The sequence below is a fragment of the Gemmobacter lanyuensis genome, from assembly GCF_014652355.1.
Taxonomy (GTDB): domain Bacteria; phylum Pseudomonadota; class Alphaproteobacteria; order Rhodobacterales; family Rhodobacteraceae; genus Gemmobacter; species Gemmobacter lanyuensis.
Genome location: NZ_BMYQ01000002.1, coordinates 266,262 through 283,339, shown reverse-complemented (window position 1 = coordinate 283,339; position 17,078 = coordinate 266,262). Strand labels below are relative to the sequence as shown.

At 67.1% G+C, this 17,078-nt stretch carries 20 protein-coding genes and 1 tRNA gene; 14 read left to right on the top strand and 7 right to left on the bottom strand.

What is annotated here, in order from left to right; all coding sequences use genetic code 11:
- Window positions 1-4: 4 nt before the first annotated feature.
- Both IE101_RS06495 and IE101_RS06490 read left to right on the top strand, forming a co-directional pair.
- Window positions 5-556 carry a DedA family protein gene (locus IE101_RS06495; protein ID WP_189632999.1) on the top strand — a complete coding sequence of 184 codons (552 nt, stop codon included), beginning with the start codon at window positions 5-7 and terminating at the stop codon, window positions 554-556.
- Window positions 553-1,218, top strand: a complete 666-nt coding sequence (locus IE101_RS06490) for a glycosyltransferase family 2 protein (RefSeq protein ID WP_189632998.1) — start codon at window positions 553-555, stop codon at window positions 1,216-1,218. The genes IE101_RS06495 and IE101_RS06490 overlap by 4 nt, the downstream gene beginning before the upstream one ends.
- Before the next feature lie 11 nt (window positions 1,219-1,229).
- On the opposite strand, the gene IE101_RS06485 is transcribed toward IE101_RS06490, so the two are convergent.
- The 4 genes from IE101_RS06485 to IE101_RS06470 form a co-directional block, all read right to left on the bottom strand.
- A tRNA-Arg gene (locus IE101_RS06485) sits at window positions 1,230-1,306 on the bottom strand.
- A 181-nt stretch (window positions 1,307-1,487) separates the two neighbouring features.
- Complete coding sequence (locus IE101_RS06480; protein ID WP_189633118.1) at window positions 1,488-2,846, bottom strand: sensor histidine kinase; 1,359 nt, start codon at window positions 2,844-2,846, stop codon at window positions 1,488-1,490.
- A 117-nt stretch (window positions 2,847-2,963) separates the two neighbouring features.
- The gene (locus IE101_RS06475; RefSeq protein ID WP_189632997.1) at window positions 2,964-4,376 is read right to left on the bottom strand and encodes a dihydrolipoyl dehydrogenase family protein; all 1,413 of its coding nucleotides are present in this window, start codon (window positions 4,374-4,376) and stop codon (window positions 2,964-2,966) included.
- Complete coding sequence (locus tag IE101_RS06470; protein WP_189632996.1) at window positions 4,373-5,101, bottom strand: TVP38/TMEM64 family protein; 729 nt, start codon at window positions 5,099-5,101, stop codon at window positions 4,373-4,375. The genes IE101_RS06475 and IE101_RS06470 overlap by 4 nt, the downstream gene beginning before the upstream one ends.
- Before the next feature lie 258 nt (window positions 5,102-5,359).
- Here IE101_RS06470 and rpmH point away from each other — a divergent pair, with 258 nt between their 5' ends.
- The 3 genes from rpmH to yidD are packed head-to-tail and all read left to right on the top strand — an operon-like array spanning window position 5,360 to window position 6,311.
- Window positions 5,360-5,494: a 50S ribosomal protein L34 gene (rpmH, locus tag IE101_RS06465; protein WP_149141565.1), complete on the top strand. Its 135-nt coding sequence runs from the start codon at window positions 5,360-5,362 to the stop codon at window positions 5,492-5,494.
- Window positions 5,495-5,537: 43 nt separating this feature from the next.
- Complete coding sequence (gene rnpA, locus IE101_RS06460; RefSeq protein ID WP_189632995.1) at window positions 5,538-5,987, top strand: ribonuclease P protein component; 450 nt, start codon at window positions 5,538-5,540, stop codon at window positions 5,985-5,987.
- 36 nt (window positions 5,988-6,023) lie between these two features.
- Window positions 6,024-6,311, top strand: coding sequence for a membrane protein insertion efficiency factor YidD (gene yidD / locus IE101_RS06455; RefSeq protein ID WP_189632994.1), 288 nt, complete (start codon window positions 6,024-6,026; stop codon window positions 6,309-6,311).
- On the opposite strand, the gene IE101_RS06450 is transcribed toward yidD, so the two are convergent.
- Window positions 6,271-7,218, bottom strand: coding sequence for an L-threonylcarbamoyladenylate synthase (locus IE101_RS06450; protein WP_189632993.1), 948 nt, complete (start codon window positions 7,216-7,218; stop codon window positions 6,271-6,273). The two genes, yidD and IE101_RS06450, sit on opposite strands and share 41 nt — an antisense overlap.
- 117 nt (window positions 7,219-7,335) lie before the next feature.
- Between IE101_RS06450 and IE101_RS06445 the strand changes: the two genes are divergently transcribed.
- The 5 genes from IE101_RS06445 to IE101_RS06425 are packed head-to-tail and all read left to right on the top strand — an operon-like array spanning window position 7,336 to window position 11,386.
- Window positions 7,336-9,036: an acyl-CoA dehydrogenase gene (locus IE101_RS06445; RefSeq protein ID WP_189632992.1), complete on the top strand. Its 1,701-nt coding sequence runs from the start codon at window positions 7,336-7,338 to the stop codon at window positions 9,034-9,036.
- Window positions 9,033-10,052, top strand: coding sequence for an MBL fold metallo-hydrolase (locus IE101_RS06440; protein ID WP_229804043.1), 1,020 nt, complete (start codon window positions 9,033-9,035; stop codon window positions 10,050-10,052). Before IE101_RS06445 ends, IE101_RS06440 begins: the two co-directional genes overlap by 4 nt.
- A complete protein-coding gene (locus tag IE101_RS06435) occupies window positions 10,049-10,546 on the top strand; it encodes a DUF6173 family protein (protein WP_189632991.1) in 498 nt (165 codons plus the stop codon). Before IE101_RS06440 ends, IE101_RS06435 begins: the two co-directional genes overlap by 4 nt.
- Window positions 10,547-10,604: 58 nt before the next feature.
- Complete coding sequence (locus tag IE101_RS06430; RefSeq protein WP_189632990.1) at window positions 10,605-10,739, top strand: aa3-type cytochrome c oxidase subunit IV; 135 nt, start codon at window positions 10,605-10,607, stop codon at window positions 10,737-10,739.
- 29 nt (window positions 10,740-10,768) lie between these two features.
- Window positions 10,769-11,386 carry a hypothetical protein gene (locus IE101_RS06425; RefSeq protein ID WP_189632989.1) on the top strand — a complete coding sequence of 206 codons (618 nt, stop codon included), beginning with the start codon at window positions 10,769-10,771 and terminating at the stop codon, window positions 11,384-11,386.
- Between the two features lie 32 nt (window positions 11,387-11,418).
- On the opposite strand, the gene IE101_RS06420 is transcribed toward IE101_RS06425, so the two are convergent.
- Together IE101_RS06420 and IE101_RS06415 are read right to left on the bottom strand one after the other, a co-directional pair.
- Window positions 11,419-11,748, bottom strand: a complete 330-nt coding sequence (locus IE101_RS06420) for an AzlD domain-containing protein (protein WP_189633116.1) — start codon at window positions 11,746-11,748, stop codon at window positions 11,419-11,421.
- Window position 11,749: 1 nt separating this feature from the next.
- The gene (locus IE101_RS06415; protein ID WP_189632988.1) at window positions 11,750-12,457 is read right to left on the bottom strand and encodes an AzlC family ABC transporter permease; all 708 of its coding nucleotides are present in this window, start codon (window positions 12,455-12,457) and stop codon (window positions 11,750-11,752) included.
- 71 nt (window positions 12,458-12,528) lie between these two features.
- Between IE101_RS06415 and mobA the strand changes: the two genes are divergently transcribed.
- The 4 genes from mobA (at window position 12,529) to pheT (ending at window position 17,050) form a co-directional block, all read left to right on the top strand.
- Window positions 12,529-13,110, top strand: coding sequence for a molybdenum cofactor guanylyltransferase MobA (gene mobA / locus IE101_RS06410; RefSeq protein ID WP_189633115.1), 582 nt, complete (start codon window positions 12,529-12,531; stop codon window positions 13,108-13,110).
- Complete coding sequence (locus IE101_RS06405) at window positions 13,098-13,940, top strand: molybdopterin guanine dinucleotide synthesis (RefSeq protein ID WP_189632987.1); 843 nt, start codon at window positions 13,098-13,100, stop codon at window positions 13,938-13,940. Before mobA ends, IE101_RS06405 begins: the two co-directional genes overlap by 13 nt.
- A complete protein-coding gene (locus tag IE101_RS06400) occupies window positions 13,937-14,542 on the top strand; it encodes a GNAT family N-acetyltransferase (RefSeq protein ID WP_189632986.1) in 606 nt (201 codons plus the stop codon). Before IE101_RS06405 ends, IE101_RS06400 begins: the two co-directional genes overlap by 4 nt.
- A gap of 90 nt (window positions 14,543-14,632) precedes the next feature.
- Window positions 14,633-17,050, top strand: a complete 2,418-nt coding sequence (pheT, locus tag IE101_RS06395) for a phenylalanine--tRNA ligase subunit beta (protein WP_189632985.1) — start codon at window positions 14,633-14,635, stop codon at window positions 17,048-17,050.
- Window positions 17,051-17,078: the final 28 nt, after the last annotated feature.

Genomic DNA, 17,078 nt, shown 5'->3' with positions numbered 1-17,078 from the left:
GCGGATGGAGACGGCCACCCTTTTGCGGCTGATTTCGGACTGGGGCCTGCTGATCCTGCTGCCCGTGACCATTCTCGAAGGCCCGGTCGCCACCATCATTGCCGGATGGCTGGTGCGGCTGGCGGCGCTGCCCCCGGGCGTGACTTTTGTGGTCTGTCTGGTCGGGGACCTGATCGGAGATCTCATGTTCTACGCTTTGGGGCATCAGGGGGCGCGGCGCATCCCTGCCCGCTGGCAGGCGCGGCTGGGCCTTGATCGGCACCGCATTGCCGCGCTCAGCGCAGGGTTTGCGCGCAACGGCACGCGATGGTTGATCCTCGCCAAACTGACCCAGGGCGCGGGCGCCCCGGTTTTGGCGGCGGCGGGCGCGGCGGGAATGCGCCTGGGTCCCTTCCTCGGGGCCAATCTGGCTGCCGGAGCCATCAAAACCGCCGCGCTCATGGCACTGGGCTACAGTCTGGGCGCAGAGCCGCCGCCCGCGCTGGTTTGGACGGGCCTCGGGCTGCTGGGTCTGGCTGCGCTGGCCCTGCACCTGCGGCGCGAGGCACGGGTATGACGCGCCTGAGCTGCATCATCCCGGCCCATAATGAAGCCGCCCGGCTGGGTGGGGTGCTGGCGGCCGTCTCGGGGCATCCGCTGATCGACGAACTGATCGTCGTTGATGACGCCAGCCGCGACACAACGGCCGAAATCGCAGCGCAGGCGTTCGGCGTGACCCTGATCCGGCAGGAACGGAACACCGGCAAGACGCGTGCCGTGGCCCGTGGTCTTGCCGCGGCGCGCGGGGATCTGATCCTGCTGCTGGATGCCGATCTGGTGGGGCTCGCCCCCCGGCACCTGACCGAACTGATCAGCCCGGTTCTGGCGGGGCGGGCCGCAACCACGATCTCGCTGCGCGGCAATGCCCCCGCCCCCTGGCGCTGGATCGGGCTGGATTACATTTCGGGCGAACGCCTGCTGCCCCGGCAGATCCTGCAAGGGCTTGAGCCGCCTGCGCGATTCGGTCTTGAGGTTGCGATGAACCGCCGCCTGATTGCCGAAGGCCTGCCCCTCACGGTCGTCCGCTGGCCCGAAGTCCGCAGCCCGCTGAAATCACAAAAAATGGGGTTCTGGCCGGGCCTCGGGGCGGATGTCCGCATGATGCGGGACATCTGCCGCACGATCCCGCCGCAGGAAATGCTGAAGCAAATCAGCTCCATGCGTCGAATGTGCGGTTGATTGAGGGGAAGTGGCGGACCCGGAGCGATTCGAACGCCCGACCCTCAGATTCGTAGTCTGATGCTCTATCCAGCTGAGCTACGGGTCCGTCTTGAGGCAGGGAATTAGCCCCATCGCCGGACCAGCGCAAGAGCGAAAACGCAGATTTCTGAAAACTTTATTGCTGGTAGCTAATTTTCTGCACCAAAGGGCCTTTCCGGCGGCCAGCTTGGCTCAGCCGCCGATTTTCGCAGGGGGATCAGGATATTGCCGAAGGCGCAGGCGCCCGATCAGACCGCCGCCTCGGGCGCGGAGAGATCGAGCCCCCCCGATTTCGGCAGGTGGATCAGGAATTCGGTGCCGTCCTCATCCGAGCGCAGCAGATCAAGCCGCCCGCCGTGGCCGCGGATCAGCTCGGCCGAAATGGCAAGACCCAGTCCCGAGCCGCCTTTGCGCGCCGCGCCCTGAAACGCCATGAACAGATGCTCGCGCGCCTTGGGGGGCAGGCCGGGGCCGGTGTCACCCACGCGGATCCACCAATCCTGTTCGCCCTCGCCCGCCGAAAGCTCGATGGTGCCGGAACGGCCCGTGGCCTCGATCGCCTGACGGGCATTGCGGACCAGGTTGGCCAGCACGCGGTGCAACTGTTCGTCGTCGGCGCGGATCATCAGGCCAGGCGCGGCATCGATCAGGCAGCTGGGTTCGCTGCCAGGAGACAGGCCTTCGCCCTCGGCCACTTCCTCAAGCAGCGGGCGCAGCGCAAAGCGTGACAGGCGCGGGGGGTGTTCTTCGGCCTTGCCGAAGGCCAGCGTTGCCTCGCAGAGGTTCACCGCCCGGCTGATCGAGGTCACAAGCTTGGGCACTGCGCGGGCCACACCGGGATCGGCGCTTTGTTCGATCCGATCCGCAAAAAGCTGCGCCGAAGTCAGGATATTCCGCAGGTCATGCGAGATCTTGGCCACCGCACCGCCCAGCTGTGCCAGACGTTCCTTCTGTCGCAGCGCCGCGATCAGTTCGGTCTGCATCTGCGCCAGCGCCGCTTCGGCATCGCGCAGTTCGACCACCCGCGCCGTGGGGGTGATGACCAGCCGCGCATCTTCGGGCGCTGCGGCATAGGCCTGCATGTGGCGCACGACGCGGCGGATCGGCACCACCATCAGACCGCGCACCGCAAAGAACAGCATCGCCGCCGTGATGACCGAAATCAGCGCCGACAGAATCAGGATCCGCAGCCCGTAATCCAGCATCTCGCGCCGCAGCGGGCTTTGCTTCAGCGTGATTTCGATCAACAGACCCGCATCCTGGACCGGCTGGCCGATGATTCGGATGATCTGTTCCTTCGGATCAAACAGCGTGACCATCGCATCGCGGATCAACTCATACGGACCCGCCATACGCAGGTCATAGGTGGCCGAAACGGGTTCGGGAATGGCCGAAGACAGCACAAGCTGGCGCACCTCATCGCGCCGCAGCACGACGTTGAACACCCCGGCATTGGCCAGCAGTTCCTGTTCCAGCTCGGCCGGAATCATCCCGGCATTGGCATCGAGAGACAGCGAGGCGATCTGCGCCTTTTCCAGCCGCAGTTGCAGGTAATCCAGCCGGAACCGCGCGATCGAGGGGACAAAGATCAGCACCTCGGCCAGCATGACAAAGGCCACGGTCAGCAGCAGGAACCGCCCTGAAAGCGTATTCAGGATGCGCGCGGCCAGATGTCTCAATCGCTTTCGCAGCCCCCGATCTGTCCTGTCCAGCGGGCACACCCGTCAGGGCAGCAGGCGCTGCACCGACCGGACCACCAGCCTGATCACAGGATTATCAAACAGTTTCGGGGAAAAATAGGCTCCTGCCGCGCGTTTCGAAACTTCGGACAGCGTGGGATAGGGCAGAACGGCACCGGCAAGCGCCGAAAGGCGGAGACGCGCTCCCAGCATGAGCGCCCAAAGACCGATCAGCTCACCCGCATGGGGGCCGCAGATCGACACGCCAACCGCACGGCCCCGCACCACCATCAGCTTGATCCGGCCCGTGGTTTCGGCCATGGCCTGCGCGCGGTCGTTGTGGTCAAATCCCCAGTGCAGCACCTGCAGCCGGTCGCCATGGGCGGCGCGGGCCTCGGGCTCGGTCAAGCCGACTTGCGCCAGTTCCGGGTCACTATAGGTGACGCGGGGAATGGGCGCCCCGATGCGGGCGGGCAGGCCGAGCAGCACCTGCCGCAGCACGATCCCTGCGTGATACCCCGCCGCATGGGTGAACTGCCCCCGTCCCGCGGCGTCACCAATAGCATAGACGCGGCGATTGCTGACCGACCGCAGATCATCGCCCACCCGGACGCCGGTGGCCGAAGCCTCAACCCCCGCCGCCGAAAGGTTCAGCGCCTCAAGCGCCACGCGCCGCCCCGTTGCCACCAGAAGATGGCTGCCGAGGATCTGCCGCCCGTCGGCCAGATGCAGCCGCACGCCCTCTCCGGCCGGTTCCACCCGCAGCGCGGCGGTCTGGTCCAGCACAGTGGCCCCTTCGGCGCGCAGTGTGGCGGTGATCTGGGCGGCCAATTCGGGATCTTCACGCCCCATCAGCCTTCCCGATTCGATCAGCGTGACGGCCACGCCCAGCCGCAGATGCGCCTGCGCCATTTCCACCCCGATGGGGCCACCCCCCAGCACCAGCAGATGCGCCGGTGCCGCGCGCAGGGAAAATAGCGTTTCGTTGGTCAGATAGGGCGTCTCGTCCAACCCCGGCAGCGGCGGAAGCGCGGGGCGTGACCCGGTGGCGATGACAAAGCGGCGCGCCCGGATCTGCTGGCCCGCAGCCTCCAGCGTATCGGGGCCGGCAAAGCGGCCCCAGCCGCGGATGACGTGGACGCCCAGCCCCTCGAACCGTTCCTGACTATCCATGGGCGCGATGGCGGCGATGGTACGGGCCACGTGATCCATGACCGCCGCATAATCGACGACGGGCCGCACCGGCGCCAATCCGAAACGCCCGGCCGTGGCCATGGTATGCGCGGCCCGCGCGGCCTCGATCAGCGCCTTGGACGGGACGCAGCCGTGATTGAGGCAATCGCCCCCCATCTCGGCCCCTTCAACCAGCACGACCCGCGCGCCCATCTGCGTCGCCCCCGCCGCCAGCGACAGCCCCCCGGCCCCGGCCCCGATGATGCACAGATCGGCGCGGATCATCGCACCCTCCGCAGCGGCGCCACGAACAGCGGCAGCGCCGCGAGCAGCGCAAGACCCAGAAGCGGCAACAGAACCTGCGGTTTCAGCAGGACCGCAAGGTCAGGCTGGGTGCCTGCGGCAAAGACATCCGCAAGCCCCGCCCCGACCGAGGTAAAGATCAGCGTGGCGGGCAGGATGCCAACCGCCGTGGTCAGGGCAAAACGCCCCAGCCGCACGCCCAGACAGGCGGGAATCAGATTGGCCAGCACGAAGGGCACCACCGGCACAAGTCGCATGATCAGCAGGACCGACAGTTCATTCCGTTGCAATGCGGCCTGCAACCGGGCCGCAGCCCCGCCCCCCTGCGCCAATCGTGCCGAAAGCCGCGCGCCAAAGCCCGACCGCGCCGCAAGGAAGATCAGGCAGGCCCCCGTCGTCGCCGCGACGACATTGAAGACCACGCCGGGAAAGACACCGAACATAAACCCGCCTGCAAGTGTGAAAACCGTAGCCCCCGGCAGTGACAGCCCAACCACCGCAACATAGGCCAGCAAAAACCCCGCAACCGTCAGCGCATAATACGAATCCCGCCACATCAGCAGCGTGTCATGGTGCTGCGCCAATTGAGCAAAGGACAGCTGATCGCGCAGCGCCACCGCACCGATCCCCGCCGCCAGCAGGATGATCAGGATGGGCAGGCGCGCAAGGCGGCCGGAGGCACGCTGAGAAGATGTTTCATCGGTCATGCGCCAACCATCTGCGATTCTGGCGGCGCGGGGAAAGACCCCTCACGCCGGGTTGATGGAAAGCACCGAAAACGGCCCCCGTGGCGAGGGATCTGTAACATTCCGGCCAGATCGCGGCGCAAATGGGCAGGAAAAACGAAGGGATGGCGCCGAAGCCGAATTGACTTGTGGAGAAACCATCCCTAAAGGACGGGCTTCAGATGCCGCGGCCCTCGAATCCTCTCGGGGTTCGGGCTGCATGTCATACGGAGAGCCGCGATGAAGCGCACTTACCAACCGTCGAACCTGGTTCGCAAGCGTCGCCACGGGTTCCGCGCCCGCATGGCCACCAAAGGTGGTCGTCTGGTGCTGGCCGCCCGCCGCCGCGTGGGCCGCAAGAAGTTGTCGGCCTGATCTTTGGCTGGCCCCAGCAATGGGGCCATTCGAGGTGACGCAAATGACACCGCCGCTGGCCCCGGAGACTGACCGCAACCTTGCGGCAAGCCCCGATGGCCTTGCGGCGGTTTCGTCATATCCGGCCTATGCCATTCTTGCCAAGCGCGCCGATTTCCTGCGCGCCGCCTCGGCCCGTCGTCAGGGCGCGGGGGGATTTTTGTTGCAGGCCCGACGCCGCGATGACGGATCAGATGCGATCCGCGTGGGGTTCACCTGCTCCAAGAAGATTGGCAATGCCGTGGCGCGCAATCGCGCCAAGCGCCGCCTGCGCGAGGTGGTGCGGATGGTGCTGCCCACCCTGGCGCGTCCCGGCTGGGATTATGTGCTGGTCGGCCGCCCCGGCGTGACCATCGACCGCGATTTTGCCCTGCTGCAGGCCGATCTGGAAGGCGCCCTGCGCCAGATCCACGCCCCCCGGCCGCCGCGCGCCCCGACTGGAAAGCCCGCCTGAATGGCTGCGTCGGGCCATCCAACGGGAAAACCCCGCATGACCCCGCTGGCCCATGTCATCGCCCTGCCCGTCCGCGCCTATCGGCTGTTTTTGTCGGCCTGGGTTGGGCATGGCTGCCGGTTTCAGCCCACCTGTTCGGCCTATGCGCTTGACGCGCTGCACCGCCACGGCGGGGTGAAGGGCGGCTATCTGATGGTGCATCGCATCTGCCGCTGCCACCCCTGGGGCGGATCAGGCTATGATCCGGTTCCCGGCGCCGATCCGGGGCATGATGCGGATTGTCTCAGGGGCGCGGTGCCGCCGCGCGACGCAGACGATCATTGATCGCGCGGCCCAGCCCGCTTTCGGGCACCGGGGCAAAGGCGATGGCGCCCAGCGGGCCGGCAAGGCTGTCAGCCTCACGCAGGATATGAAACAGATTGGCGGCGGCTTCGATCAGATCACCTTGATCTGACAAGGAAATCTGCCCCCGCACAGCGCCAAAGCCCACCAGCACCTCCCCCGGCGCGGCGGCGGTCGCGTTCAGACGGACCCGCGCCTCGGGTGCGTAATGTGATGCAAGCTGCCCCGGCGCCTTGGGCGTGGTCGGATCCCCCGGCATCAGCAGGGAGTGGCCCAGAACGGCCTCGATCTCTTCGACCGAGACCCCGCCGGGGCGCAGCAGGGCGGCAGGGCCATCCAGCGCCAGAATGGTGCTTTCCACCCCCACGGCACAGGCGCCACCGTCCAGCACCGCCTCGATCCGGCCCGACAGCCCGGCCATGACATGCGCCGCCCGCGTGGGCGACACCCGACCCGAGGGGTTGGCCGACGGCGCGGCAAGCGGCAGGTCCGCCGCGCGCAGCAGCGCCCGTGCCACCGGATGCGCCGGAACCCGGATCGCCACGGTCGTCAGACCCGCCGTCACCAAGGGCGACAGCCCCGCGCCGTCGCGCAGGGGCAGGACCATGGTCAGCGGGCCGGGCCAGAAGGCGGCGGCCAGCCGTTCCGCCTCGGGCGTCAGATGGGCATAGCGCGACACCGATTCGACATCCGGCAGATGCACGATCAGCGGGTTGAACGAAGGGCGGTTCTTCGCCGCATAGATCCGCGCAACCGACCGGCCATCGCGCGCATCCCCCGCAAGGCCATAGACCGTCTCGGTTGGCATGGCGACAAGGCCGCCCGCGCGCAAAATGGCGGCAGCCTCGGCGATTCCCTCGGGCGTGGCGGTGATCAGGCGGGTTTCCATCGGTCGTGACGCAGCGTTGAACTTGAGGCGGTTTGACCTTGCGTTAGTCTTGCCGCTGACACAGTGACCCTGATTACGCCCGCGCCCAAGAAATGCCAAGCGCGGCAAGGAGGATAGATGCCCTACCGCGCCCCGGTTTCCGAATTCCGCTTCGTTCTGGATCAGATCGTGGGGCTGCAGCAGGTGGCCGAGACCGCGCTTTTCGCCGAAGCCACGCCCGACACGGTCGAGGCGATTCTGTCCGAGGCAGGCAAGCTGTCGGAAACCGTGCTGGCGCCGCTGAACCGTGCGGGCGACAAATTTCCCGCGCGGCTGGAAAACGGGGTCGTCCGCACCTCGCCCGGCTTTGCCGAGGGGTTCCGCGCCATTGCCGAAGGCGGCTGGGTAGGGATTTCGGCCAACCCCGAACATGGCGGGATGGGCCTGCCCATGGCCGTCACCACCGCGGTGAATGAAATGATGGGGTCGGCCTGCCTTGCACTGCAGCTCAACCCGCTGCTGACGCAGGGCCAGATCGAGGCGCTGGAACATCACGCCAGCCCCGAGATTCAGGCGCTCTATATCCCGCGGCTGATTTCGGGCGAATGGACCGGTACGATGAACCTGACCGAACCCCAGGCGGGCAGCGATGTCGGCGCGCTGCGCAGCCGGGCCGAACCCAATGGCGATGGCACCTATGCCGTGTCGGGGCAAAAGATCTACATCAGCTGGGGCGACAATGATTTCGCCGAAAACATCTGCCACCTTGTGCTGGCGCGGCTGCCCGATGCGGCCCCCGGCACGCGGGGCATCAGCCTGTTCATGGTGCCGAAGTTCCTGCCCAACCCCGATGGCAGCCTCGGCGCCCGCAACAGCCTGAGCGTCGTCAGCCTGGAGCACAAGATGGGCCTACACGGCTCGCCCACCGCAGTGATGCAGTTCGACGGGGCGAAGGGCTGGCTGATCGGTGAGGAACACAAGGGCATGGCCGCGATGTTCACCATGATGAACAACGCCCGGCTTGGCGTGGGGGTGCAGGGCGTCTCGGTGGCGGAAGCTGCGCTGCAGCAGGCGCTGGCCTATGCGCAGGACCGCAAGCAGGGCAAGACCCCGCTGGGCGCCACATCGATCATCGACCATGCGGATGTGCGGCGGATGTTGGGGGTGATGAAGGCCGAAACCTTCAGCGCCCGCGCCATTGCGCTGGCCTGTGCCGTGGCGATCGACATGGCCCGCGCGACCGGCAGCACCGATTGGCAGGCCCGCGCCGCGCTGCTGACGCCCATCGCCAAGGCCTTTGGCACCGACATCGGCCATGAGGTCGCCCATCTGGGCGTGCAGGTGCATGGCGGCATGGGCTTCATCGAGGAAACCGGCGCCGCGCAATTCAGCCGCGATGTCCGCGTGACCTCGATCTATGAAGGCACTAACGGCATTCAGGCGATGGATCTGGTGGGCCGCAAGATGATGGACGGCGGCGAGGCCGCCTATCGCCTGCTGCAGGAAATCGAGGATCACGCCCGCAACAGCCGCGCCAATCTGCCCGATCTGGCGGGCGATGTCTGGGCCGCGGCCGAAGCGCTGCGCGAGGCGACGGAATGGCTGGTCGCACAATCGGCCGATGACCGGAACGCCGGGGCGGTGGCCTATCTGCGGGCCTTTGCACGGGTGCTGGGCGGGCATTACCACCTGAAGGCCGCGCTGGCCGATGCCGCACGCCTGCCGCTGGCGCGCATCGCGATCCGCCGCCTGCTGCCGGAACATGCCGCCCTGCTGGCGCAGCTGCGCGAAGGCGCCGCCGATCTTTACGCCCTGACGCCCGAGGCACTGGCCTCGTGACCATCCGCTACCCGCAGGACGCGCCCGCCCCCGGCGCGTGGTCCGAAATTGCGCCCGGCATCCTTTGGCTGCGGATGCCGCTGCCGATGGCGCTGGATCATGTGAACCTCTATGCGCTGGCCGATGACGATGGCTGGACGGTGATCGACACCGGCCTGAACAGCCACAAGAGCCGCGCGATCTGGGAAGATTGGCTGGCAGGCCCGCTGGCCGGGCGGCCCCTGCGGCGGGTGTTGGTCACGCATCATCACCCCGATCACATTGGGCTGGCAGGCTGGTTTCAGGCCCGCGGGGCCGAGCTCCTGATGCCGCGCACCGGGTGGATCTATGCCCGGATGCTGACACTGGATGAACAGCCGCAGGCCAGCGCCGAACAGATCGCCTTCTGGCAGGGCGCGGGGATGGAGCCGGGCCTGCTGGCGCAGCGAGCGGCGGAACGGCCCTTCAACTTTTGCGATGTGGTACATCCGCTGCCGCTCGGCTTTACGCGACTGACCGATGGGGCGACGCTACGGATGGGCGGGCGTGACTGGCTGGTTCGCATGGGCGACGGCCATGCCCCCGAACACGCGACGTTCTGGAGCCTGTCGGACGATCTGGTGCTGGGCGGGGATCAGCTGCTGCCCTCGATCTCGGCCAATATCGGGGTCTATGCGACCGAACCACTGGCTGACCCTCTGGCGGACTGGCTTGCCTCCTGCGCGCGGTTTGCCACCTGCGCCGAAGAGCGGCACCTTGTCCTGCCGGGGCACAAGCTGCCCTTCACGGGCCTGCCGCTGCGCCTGCGGCAGATGATGGAAAACCACCTTTCGGCGCTGGACCGGCTGCGCGAACACCTGTCGCAGCCACAAACCGCGGCGGGCTGCTTTCCCGTGCTGTTCAAGCGCGAGATTGACGGCGGCTCCTATGGCCTTGCACTGGTCGAGGCGGTCGCCCATCTCAACTATCTCTTGCATCGGGGCGAGGCGCGGCGTTCCCTCAGCCCGCAGGGACTTTGGCTATGGGAGAGGGCATGACCGACGAAATCCGCACCAGCGCAGAATTGCATGAAGCCACCGCCCTGCCCTGCGCCGGGGTGGTGCATGCCGATCCGACCGCCATGCCGACCGCCGAACAGGAACCGCTGCCCGCGGCCCTAAGCCGCCAGCCCATCGAGGAAAAGTCCGAGGCGCAATGGGCCTATGAGCGGCTGATCCTCTATATCCGCAACTTCGAATCCCAGCTTGAGGCCGAGGATGAGGTCGCCATGGGCTTTGCCGGGGGCGATGCCGGGGTCTTGCGGATCGAAGGTCTGGGCTATTTCGACCCCGATCTGATCACCTTTTACGGCCGGGATGAGGATGGGGTGAAAACCCAGCTGGTGCAGCATGTCACGCAGCTGAACGTGTTGCTGCGCGCCGTGCCGCGCGCCGAACCCGAGGAACCCGCCCGCCGCATCGGCTTTCGCCTCGCGAAGGACTGGGACGCGCCGCCGCCCCCCGAAACGCCGCCGCCCGTCACTGGGGCGTGACAGAGGCCGGTGAATCGGCTAACAGGCATTGCAAACGCGCATCAACGGGAGACGCATCATGGGCGAGCACAAGATCGGCAGCATGGACATCCGCAACCAAGAGAAAACCTTTGCCGGTTTCGTGAAAATGGTCACCTGGGGCGCCGCTATTTCGATCGGCGTGCTGATCTTCCTCGCGCTGGCCAACGCCTGAGCCTGACCGCCCCTGCATAGGAGCGCAGCATGCGCCGCCATTTCCTGTCGCTCGCGCTGGTCGCGGCGCTGGCCGCCTGTGGTGCGGCCGAACCGACATGGGCCCCGGACGAGGCCGTCGCGAAGGCCCGCTACGTGCATGACGGCCCGCCCGCCATCACGCTGTTCACGGTGGTCAGCACCTCGAACGGGGCTGGGGCGCATTCGGGGCTGATGATCAACGGCTCGCAGCGGATCATGTTCGATCCGGCGGGCAGCTGGACCCTGCCGCGTCTGGCCGAACGCAATGACGTGCATTTCGGCATCACCGACAAGATGGTCAATTTCTACATCGACTATCATGCCCGCGAAACCTACTACGTGGTGGAACAGACCAAGGTCGTCCCGCCCGAGGTGGCCGAGCTGGTGATGCAGCGCGCCATGGCGCACGGTGCCGTGGCCAAGGCCCATTGCACTGATTCGATCACCGAGATTCTGGCCGGGGTTCCGGGGTTCGAAACCCTGCCGCAGACCATGTTCCCGAAAAAGCTGATGAAGGCCTTTGCGGAACTGCCGGGCGTGACCGAACGCACCATCACCGATGATGATGCCGACGACAATCACGGCATCCTGCTGCTGCAGGCGGGCGATCCGCGCCTGCACGACTGATCAGATCGGCTGGGCGCCCGGTTTCGGGGCGCTCAGCCGAAGATCTGCAATCCCGCCACAAGCGTGACCACCCCGACCGCCACGGCGGCCAGGGTATTGCGCCACAAAAGCCCCGCCGCCACGGTCGCCAGCGCAGCGCAGAGACGGGCCGGGTCGGTTTCGCCCCCCGTTGCCGCAGGCCAGACCGCCGCCGGGGCCACCAGCCCCGGAATGACCGCCATCGGCGTGTAGCGCAGAAGCCGCAGCACCAGCGGCGGCAATTGCCGGTTGCCGATAAGCCCCAGAAACGAAAAGCGCAGCACGAAGGTCGTCAGGCCCAGCCCAAGGATCACGGTCCAAAGCTGCCACTTGTCGGCGATCATCTCAGGCATTGCGGCCCTCCCAGGTTTCGACGGCAGCCCCTGTCGCCATGGCACAAAGCGCCGCCACCAGCAGCCCCGAGGAGTAGGGCATCCACCACAACGCAAGTGACAGGCCGATCGACACCAGCGCCGCCGCCATCTGGGCACGGGTCAGAAGCATCGGCGAAATCATCGCAAGGAAGGTCACCGGCACGATGAAATCGATCGCAAGCCCCTGCGGCAGCAGCGCCCCGAAGGCCGCCCCGACCCATGTCGCCAGATACCACAGCCCACAGAGCAGCACGACCGAGCCGAAGTAATAGCCCAGCTTTTCCGCCAGCGACCACCCACGCTCCCGCTCAAAGGCGGCAGCGCCGAGCAGATAGCTCTGGTCGATCAGCACATAGGCCACCAGCGCGCGCTGCCACAACGGCGCCCGGCCCAGATGCGGCGCCATCGCCACCGAATACATCGCCATGCGCAGGTTCACCGCCGTGGCCGTCAGGATCACGATCAGCAAGGGCGCCCCTTCCTGCATCAGTTGCAGCGCCGCGAACTGCGACGCGCCAGCGATGACGACGATGGAAAAGGCCATTGCCTCGAGGATCGAAAGCCCATGCGCCCGCGCCACGATGCCGAAGAGCGCACCGAACGGCACGATCATCGCCGTAAAGGGCAATGAGGCGCGCAACCCGCGCAGGAATGTCGATCGGACCGAGGGAGACAGCATGATGGTTCCGGCTTTACGGCTGAGCAGTGAAGGCTTAGGGCTTGGATCAGGCACATGCAACCGGGGTCGGGATGCGGATATTCGGGGTGATCCTGGCGGGCGGCACGGGCCGCCGCATGGGGGGCGTGGACAAGGCCCTGCTGGGCTTGAACGGCACCCCCATGGTGCAGCATGTGCAGGACCGTTTTGAACCGCAGGTGGAACGGTTGGCGATTTCCGCCAATGGGGATGCGACGCGCCTGGCCTTTACCGGGCTGCCGATCCTGCCCGACGCGCAATCTCAGGGACCGCTTTCGGGCGTGCTGGCGGCGCTGGATTGGGCCGAGGGCGCGGACGCCGTAGTCTCGGTCGCGGTGGATACGCCCTTCTTCCCCGGCGATCTGGTGCCGCGCCTGTGGCTTGCGGGCGAGGGGCGCCTTGCCGTGGCGAGCAGCGCCGGGCGCTGGCATCCGACCTTCGCGCTCTGGCCCCGCGGCCTGCGCGGGGCGTTGCGCGACTATCTGGCCACGGGCGGCGCGCGGGTCATGGCCTTTTGCGAGGCGCAGGGCGCCGTGGAGGCTCCCTTCCCCGCCAGCGACCCCGACCCTTTCACCAATCTCAACACCCCCGCAGACCTTGCCCGCGCCGAGACCCTGCTGCGATGCGCCGATTGAATGTTGCCATTGTCGACTGGTCGGCCGCATCCACGCCCAGCCCCGCCCGCCCCAGCGCCGATGCGATCTGGATTGGCACCTGCGTGGATGGCACGGTGGCAACCCGCTATTTCCGCACCCGGCAGGCCGCCGAAACTGCACTACAGGACCTGATCGCCACGGGCGACTGGCTGGTCGGCTGCGATTTCGCCTTCGGCTATCCCACAGGCTTTGCCGAACGCCTGACCGGCACGCCAGAGGCGCCCGCCGTCTGGCAGTGGTTCGAACGTGAAATCACCGACAGCCCCGCCAATGCCAACAACCGCTTTGCCGTGGCTGCGGGCATCAACCGTCGGCTGGGGCCGCTGTTCTGGGGCCGCCCCGCCGGGCTTGACCTGCCCGACCTGCCACCGCGCAAGCCCACGCGCTATGCGGATCTGGGCCTGGCCGAGCGGCGGCGCGTCGAACGCGATCTGCGCGGCACCCATCCGGTGTGGAAGCTCTACACCACCGGGGCCGTCGGGTCGCAGGTGATGATGGGCCTGCCGATGATCGCACGTCTGGCGCGGCAGCCCGGCGTTTCGGTCTGGCCGTTTCAGCCACCGGCGCGGGTGACTTTGGCCGAGGTCTGGCCCTCGCTTCTAGCGGCGGCTGTCGCGCGGCAGCTGCCCGCCTTTGGTGGCATCCGGGACGCGGCGCAGGTGGCGCTGCTTTCGCGCGCGCTGTGGCGTCTGGGGGCCGAGGGGCGGCTTGACCCGCTGCTGGCCCCGCCCCCCGGCGACACCCCGGCCGATGAGGGCTGGATTCTGGGCGCAGGCCATAGCACCACCCTGTCCGAGGCCTGCCAATGACCCTGCAAATCCGCCTTGGCCTTGCCCCCGAACATCGCCCCGTCGCCGCCCGCATCTATTGGGAGGCATTCGGCAGCAAGCTGGGCCGCGTCATGGGCCCCGAACCCCGCGCCATGGCCTATCTGGCGCGCGTCATGCGGTCGGACCATGCGATTACTGCGGTCGACGGGGGCGAACTTGTGGGGCTTGCGGGGTTCAAGACCGCCAAAGGTGCCTTTGCCGAAGGTGGCTGGCCGGACATGCGCGCCACCTATGGCCTGATCGGCGCGGGCTGGCGCATGGCGCTTCTGGCCGCGCTGAGCCATGAGGTCGACAACCAGCGCTTTCTGGTCGATGGCATCTGCGTGGCGCGCGACCATCGCGGGCGGGGCATCGGTCGCGCGCTGGTCGAGATGCTCTGCGCCGAGGCCGAAGCCCGCGGCCATGACGCCATCCGCCTTGAGGTGATCGACACCAATATCCGCGCCCGCGCGCTCTATGAACGGCTGGGGTTTCGGGTGATCAAGCATGATCGGCTGGGCCTGCTGCGCCATGCCTTCGGCTTTGAAAGCGCGGCAACCATGGTCTGCGAGCTGGCCGAACACAACGCGCCACGCCCCTGACCTGCGGCAGCTGCATTTCTGCCGCGCCGCCTTCCCCTCGGCCCCATGATGCGCTAAGGCCAAGGCAAGAAATTCCGCAGAGGGCGTGCCATGAAATTCACCTTGTCCTGGCTCAAGGATCACCTCGAAACGAGCGCGACGCTCGACGAGATCCTCTATGCGCTCACCGATCTCGGCCATGAGGTCGAGGAGGTGGTGAACCCGGATGACAAGCTGGGCGCCTTCCGCATCTGCCGCGTGATCGAGGCTGTGCAGCACCCCAATGCCGACCGCCTGCGCGTTTGCCGCGTGGCCACCTGGCCCAATGGCCCCGAAGGCGCGATGGAGGAGGTGCAGGTCGTCTGTGGCGCCCCCAACGCGAAGACCGGCCTTGTCGGCGTTTTCGCCCCCACCGGCACCTATGTGCCCGGCACCGGCGTGGACCTGAAACCCGGCAATATCCGCGGCGTGGACAGCAACGGCATGCTATGTTCGGAACGCGAGCTCGAGCTTTCGGACGATCACAACGGCATTATCGAGCTGCCCGCCGATGCGCCCGTCGGTGTGAAGTTCATCGATTATCGCGGCATCAATGACCCGATGATCTATGTGAAGATCACCCCGAACCGCCCCGATGCCCTGGGCGTGCGCGGCATTGCGCGCGATCTGGCGGCGCGCGGCCTGGGCGTGCTGAAACCGCTTGAGGTGCCTGCGATCAACGGCAGCTTCGCCTCGCCCGTCGGCGTTCGGATTGACGATGCGCTGAAGGCCAAGGGCTGCCCGGTCTTTGCCGGCCGCACCATCCGCGGCGTGAAGAACGGCCCCGCGCCGGAATGGATGCAGGCCCGCCTGCGCGCCATCGGCCTGCGGCCGATCTCGGCGCTGGTGGATATTACCAACTATTTCACCTTCGGGCTAAACCGCCCGCTGCATGTCTTTGACGTGGCCAAGGTCAAGGGCGATCTGCGGATCCACGCCGCTGCGGGCGGGGAAGAGTTGCTGGCGCTGGATGGCAAGACCTATACCCTGCGCCCCGGCATGATGGTGATTTCCGATGATCAGGGGCCCGAAAGCCTTGCGGGCATCATGGGCGGCGAACATTCGGGCTGCACCGAGGAGACGGTCGATGTCTTCCTCGAAAGCGCCTTCTGGGACCCGATCACCATTGCCACCACGGGCCGTGCGCTGAAGATCAACTCGGATGCCCGCTACCGCTTTGAACGCGGGGTGGACCCGGCCTTCACCCTGGCAGGGCTGGACCTGGCCACCCAGATGATCCTTGATCTCTGCGGGGGTGAGGCGTCCGAGATGGTGGTCGATGGCGCCGTGCCCGATACCGGCCGCAGCTACCGCTTTGATCCGGCCCGCGTGGTCAGTCTGGTCGGGATGGACATCCCCGAGGCCGATCAGCGCGCCACGCTGACCGCGCTTGGCTTTACCCTGACCGGCGATCAGGCCGCCCCGCCCAGCTGGCGCCCCGATGTGCAGGGCGAGGCCGATCTGGTCGAGGAAGTGGCCCGCGTCGCTTCGCTGACCAAGCTGGTGGGCAAGCCGATGGTGCGCCGCACCGCCGGGGTGCCAAAGCCGATCCTGACGCCGCTGCAGATCCGCGAAAAAGCCGCGCGCCGGCAGATCGCGGCGCTGGGGTATAATGAATGCGTGACCTACAGCTTCATCGACAAGACCGCGGCCGAGGCTTTTGGCGGCGGCGCCGATGCAGTGAAGGTCGACAACCCGATTTCGTCGGAAATGACCCATCTGCGCCCCGATCTGCTGCCGGGCCTGCTGCGGGCCGCAGGGCACAATCAGGCGCGCGGCTTCATGGATCTGGCGCTGTTCGAGGTTGGCCCCGTCTTTGCGGGCGGTGAGCCGGGGGAACAGACCACCGTGGCCACCGGCCTTCTGGTCGGTGCCTCGGCCGCGCGCGATCCCTACGGCTCGCGCCGTCCGGTGGATGTGTTCGACGCCAAGGCCGATGCCGAGGCCGTGCTGGCCACGCTGGGCGCCCCCGCCAAGGTGCAGATCGGCCGCAAGGTTGCGGGCTGGTGGCATCCCGGCCGGTCGGGCGTGATCGGGCTGGGGCCGAATGCGCTTGCCACCTTCGGCGAGGTGCATCCGCGCATCCTGCAGCTGTTCGACATCAAGGGCCCCGCTGTCGCCTTCACCGTGCAGATTGCCAATGTGCCGCTGCCCAAGACCAAGACGCCCACGAAGCCCGCACTTGCGATCTCGGATCTGCAGGCGGTGGAGCGGGACTTTGCCTTTGTCGTGGACGCGCAGGTCGAGGCGCTGACCCTTGTCAACGCTGCCGCCGGGTCGGACAAGGCGCTGATCGAAAGCGTCCGCGTCTTTGACCAGTTCACCGGCGAAAAGGCCGAGGCGCAGATGGGTGCGGGCAAGAAATCGGTGGCGATCACCGTGCGCCTGCAACCGCAGGACAGCACCCTGACCGACAAGGACATTGAAGCCGTGTCCGCCAAGATCGTCGAGAAGGTCAGCAAGGCCACCGGCGGCACGCTGCGGAAGTAAGCAGCCGACAGAAAGAAAAACCGCCCGG

Bases quoted from the DNA above. Each gene is read 5' to 3' on its own strand.
- IE101_RS06495 (WP_189632999.1), top strand. From the start codon at position 5: ATGGAGACGGCCACCCTTTTGCGGCTGATTTCGGACTGGGGCCTGCTG.
- IE101_RS06490 (WP_189632998.1), top strand. From the start codon at position 553: ATGACGCGCCTGAGCTGCATCATCCCGGCCCATAATGAAGCCGCCCGG.
- IE101_RS06480 (WP_189633118.1), bottom strand. From the start codon at position 2,846: ATGCTGGCCGAGGTGCTGATCTTTGTCCCCTCGATCGCGCGGTTCCGG.
- IE101_RS06475 (WP_189632997.1), bottom strand. From the start codon at position 4,376: ATGATCCGCGCCGATCTGTGCATCATCGGGGCCGGGGCCGGGGGGCTG.
- IE101_RS06470 (WP_189632996.1), bottom strand. From the start codon at position 5,101: ATGACCGATGAAACATCTTCTCAGCGTGCCTCCGGCCGCCTTGCGCGC.
- rpmH (WP_149141565.1), top strand. From the start codon at position 5,360: ATGAAGCGCACTTACCAACCGTCGAACCTGGTTCGCAAGCGTCGCCAC.
- rnpA (WP_189632995.1), top strand. From the start codon at position 5,538: ATGACACCGCCGCTGGCCCCGGAGACTGACCGCAACCTTGCGGCAAGC.
- yidD (WP_189632994.1), top strand. From the start codon at position 6,024: ATGACCCCGCTGGCCCATGTCATCGCCCTGCCCGTCCGCGCCTATCGG.
- IE101_RS06450 (WP_189632993.1), bottom strand. From the start codon at position 7,218: ATGGAAACCCGCCTGATCACCGCCACGCCCGAGGGAATCGCCGAGGCT.
- IE101_RS06445 (WP_189632992.1), top strand. From the start codon at position 7,336: ATGCCCTACCGCGCCCCGGTTTCCGAATTCCGCTTCGTTCTGGATCAG.
- IE101_RS06435 (WP_189632991.1), top strand. From the start codon at position 10,049: ATGACCGACGAAATCCGCACCAGCGCAGAATTGCATGAAGCCACCGCC.
- IE101_RS06430 (WP_189632990.1), top strand. From the start codon at position 10,605: ATGGGCGAGCACAAGATCGGCAGCATGGACATCCGCAACCAAGAGAAA.
- IE101_RS06425 (WP_189632989.1), top strand. From the start codon at position 10,769: ATGCGCCGCCATTTCCTGTCGCTCGCGCTGGTCGCGGCGCTGGCCGCC.
- IE101_RS06420 (WP_189633116.1), bottom strand. From the start codon at position 11,748: ATGATCGCCGACAAGTGGCAGCTTTGGACCGTGATCCTTGGGCTGGGC.
- IE101_RS06415 (WP_189632988.1), bottom strand. From the start codon at position 12,457: ATGCTGTCTCCCTCGGTCCGATCGACATTCCTGCGCGGGTTGCGCGCC.
- mobA (WP_189633115.1), top strand. From the start codon at position 12,529: ATGCGGATATTCGGGGTGATCCTGGCGGGCGGCACGGGCCGCCGCATG.
- IE101_RS06405 (WP_189632987.1), top strand. From the start codon at position 13,098: ATGCGCCGATTGAATGTTGCCATTGTCGACTGGTCGGCCGCATCCACG.
- IE101_RS06400 (WP_189632986.1), top strand. From the start codon at position 13,937: ATGACCCTGCAAATCCGCCTTGGCCTTGCCCCCGAACATCGCCCCGTC.
- pheT (WP_189632985.1), top strand. From the start codon at position 14,633: ATGAAATTCACCTTGTCCTGGCTCAAGGATCACCTCGAAACGAGCGCG.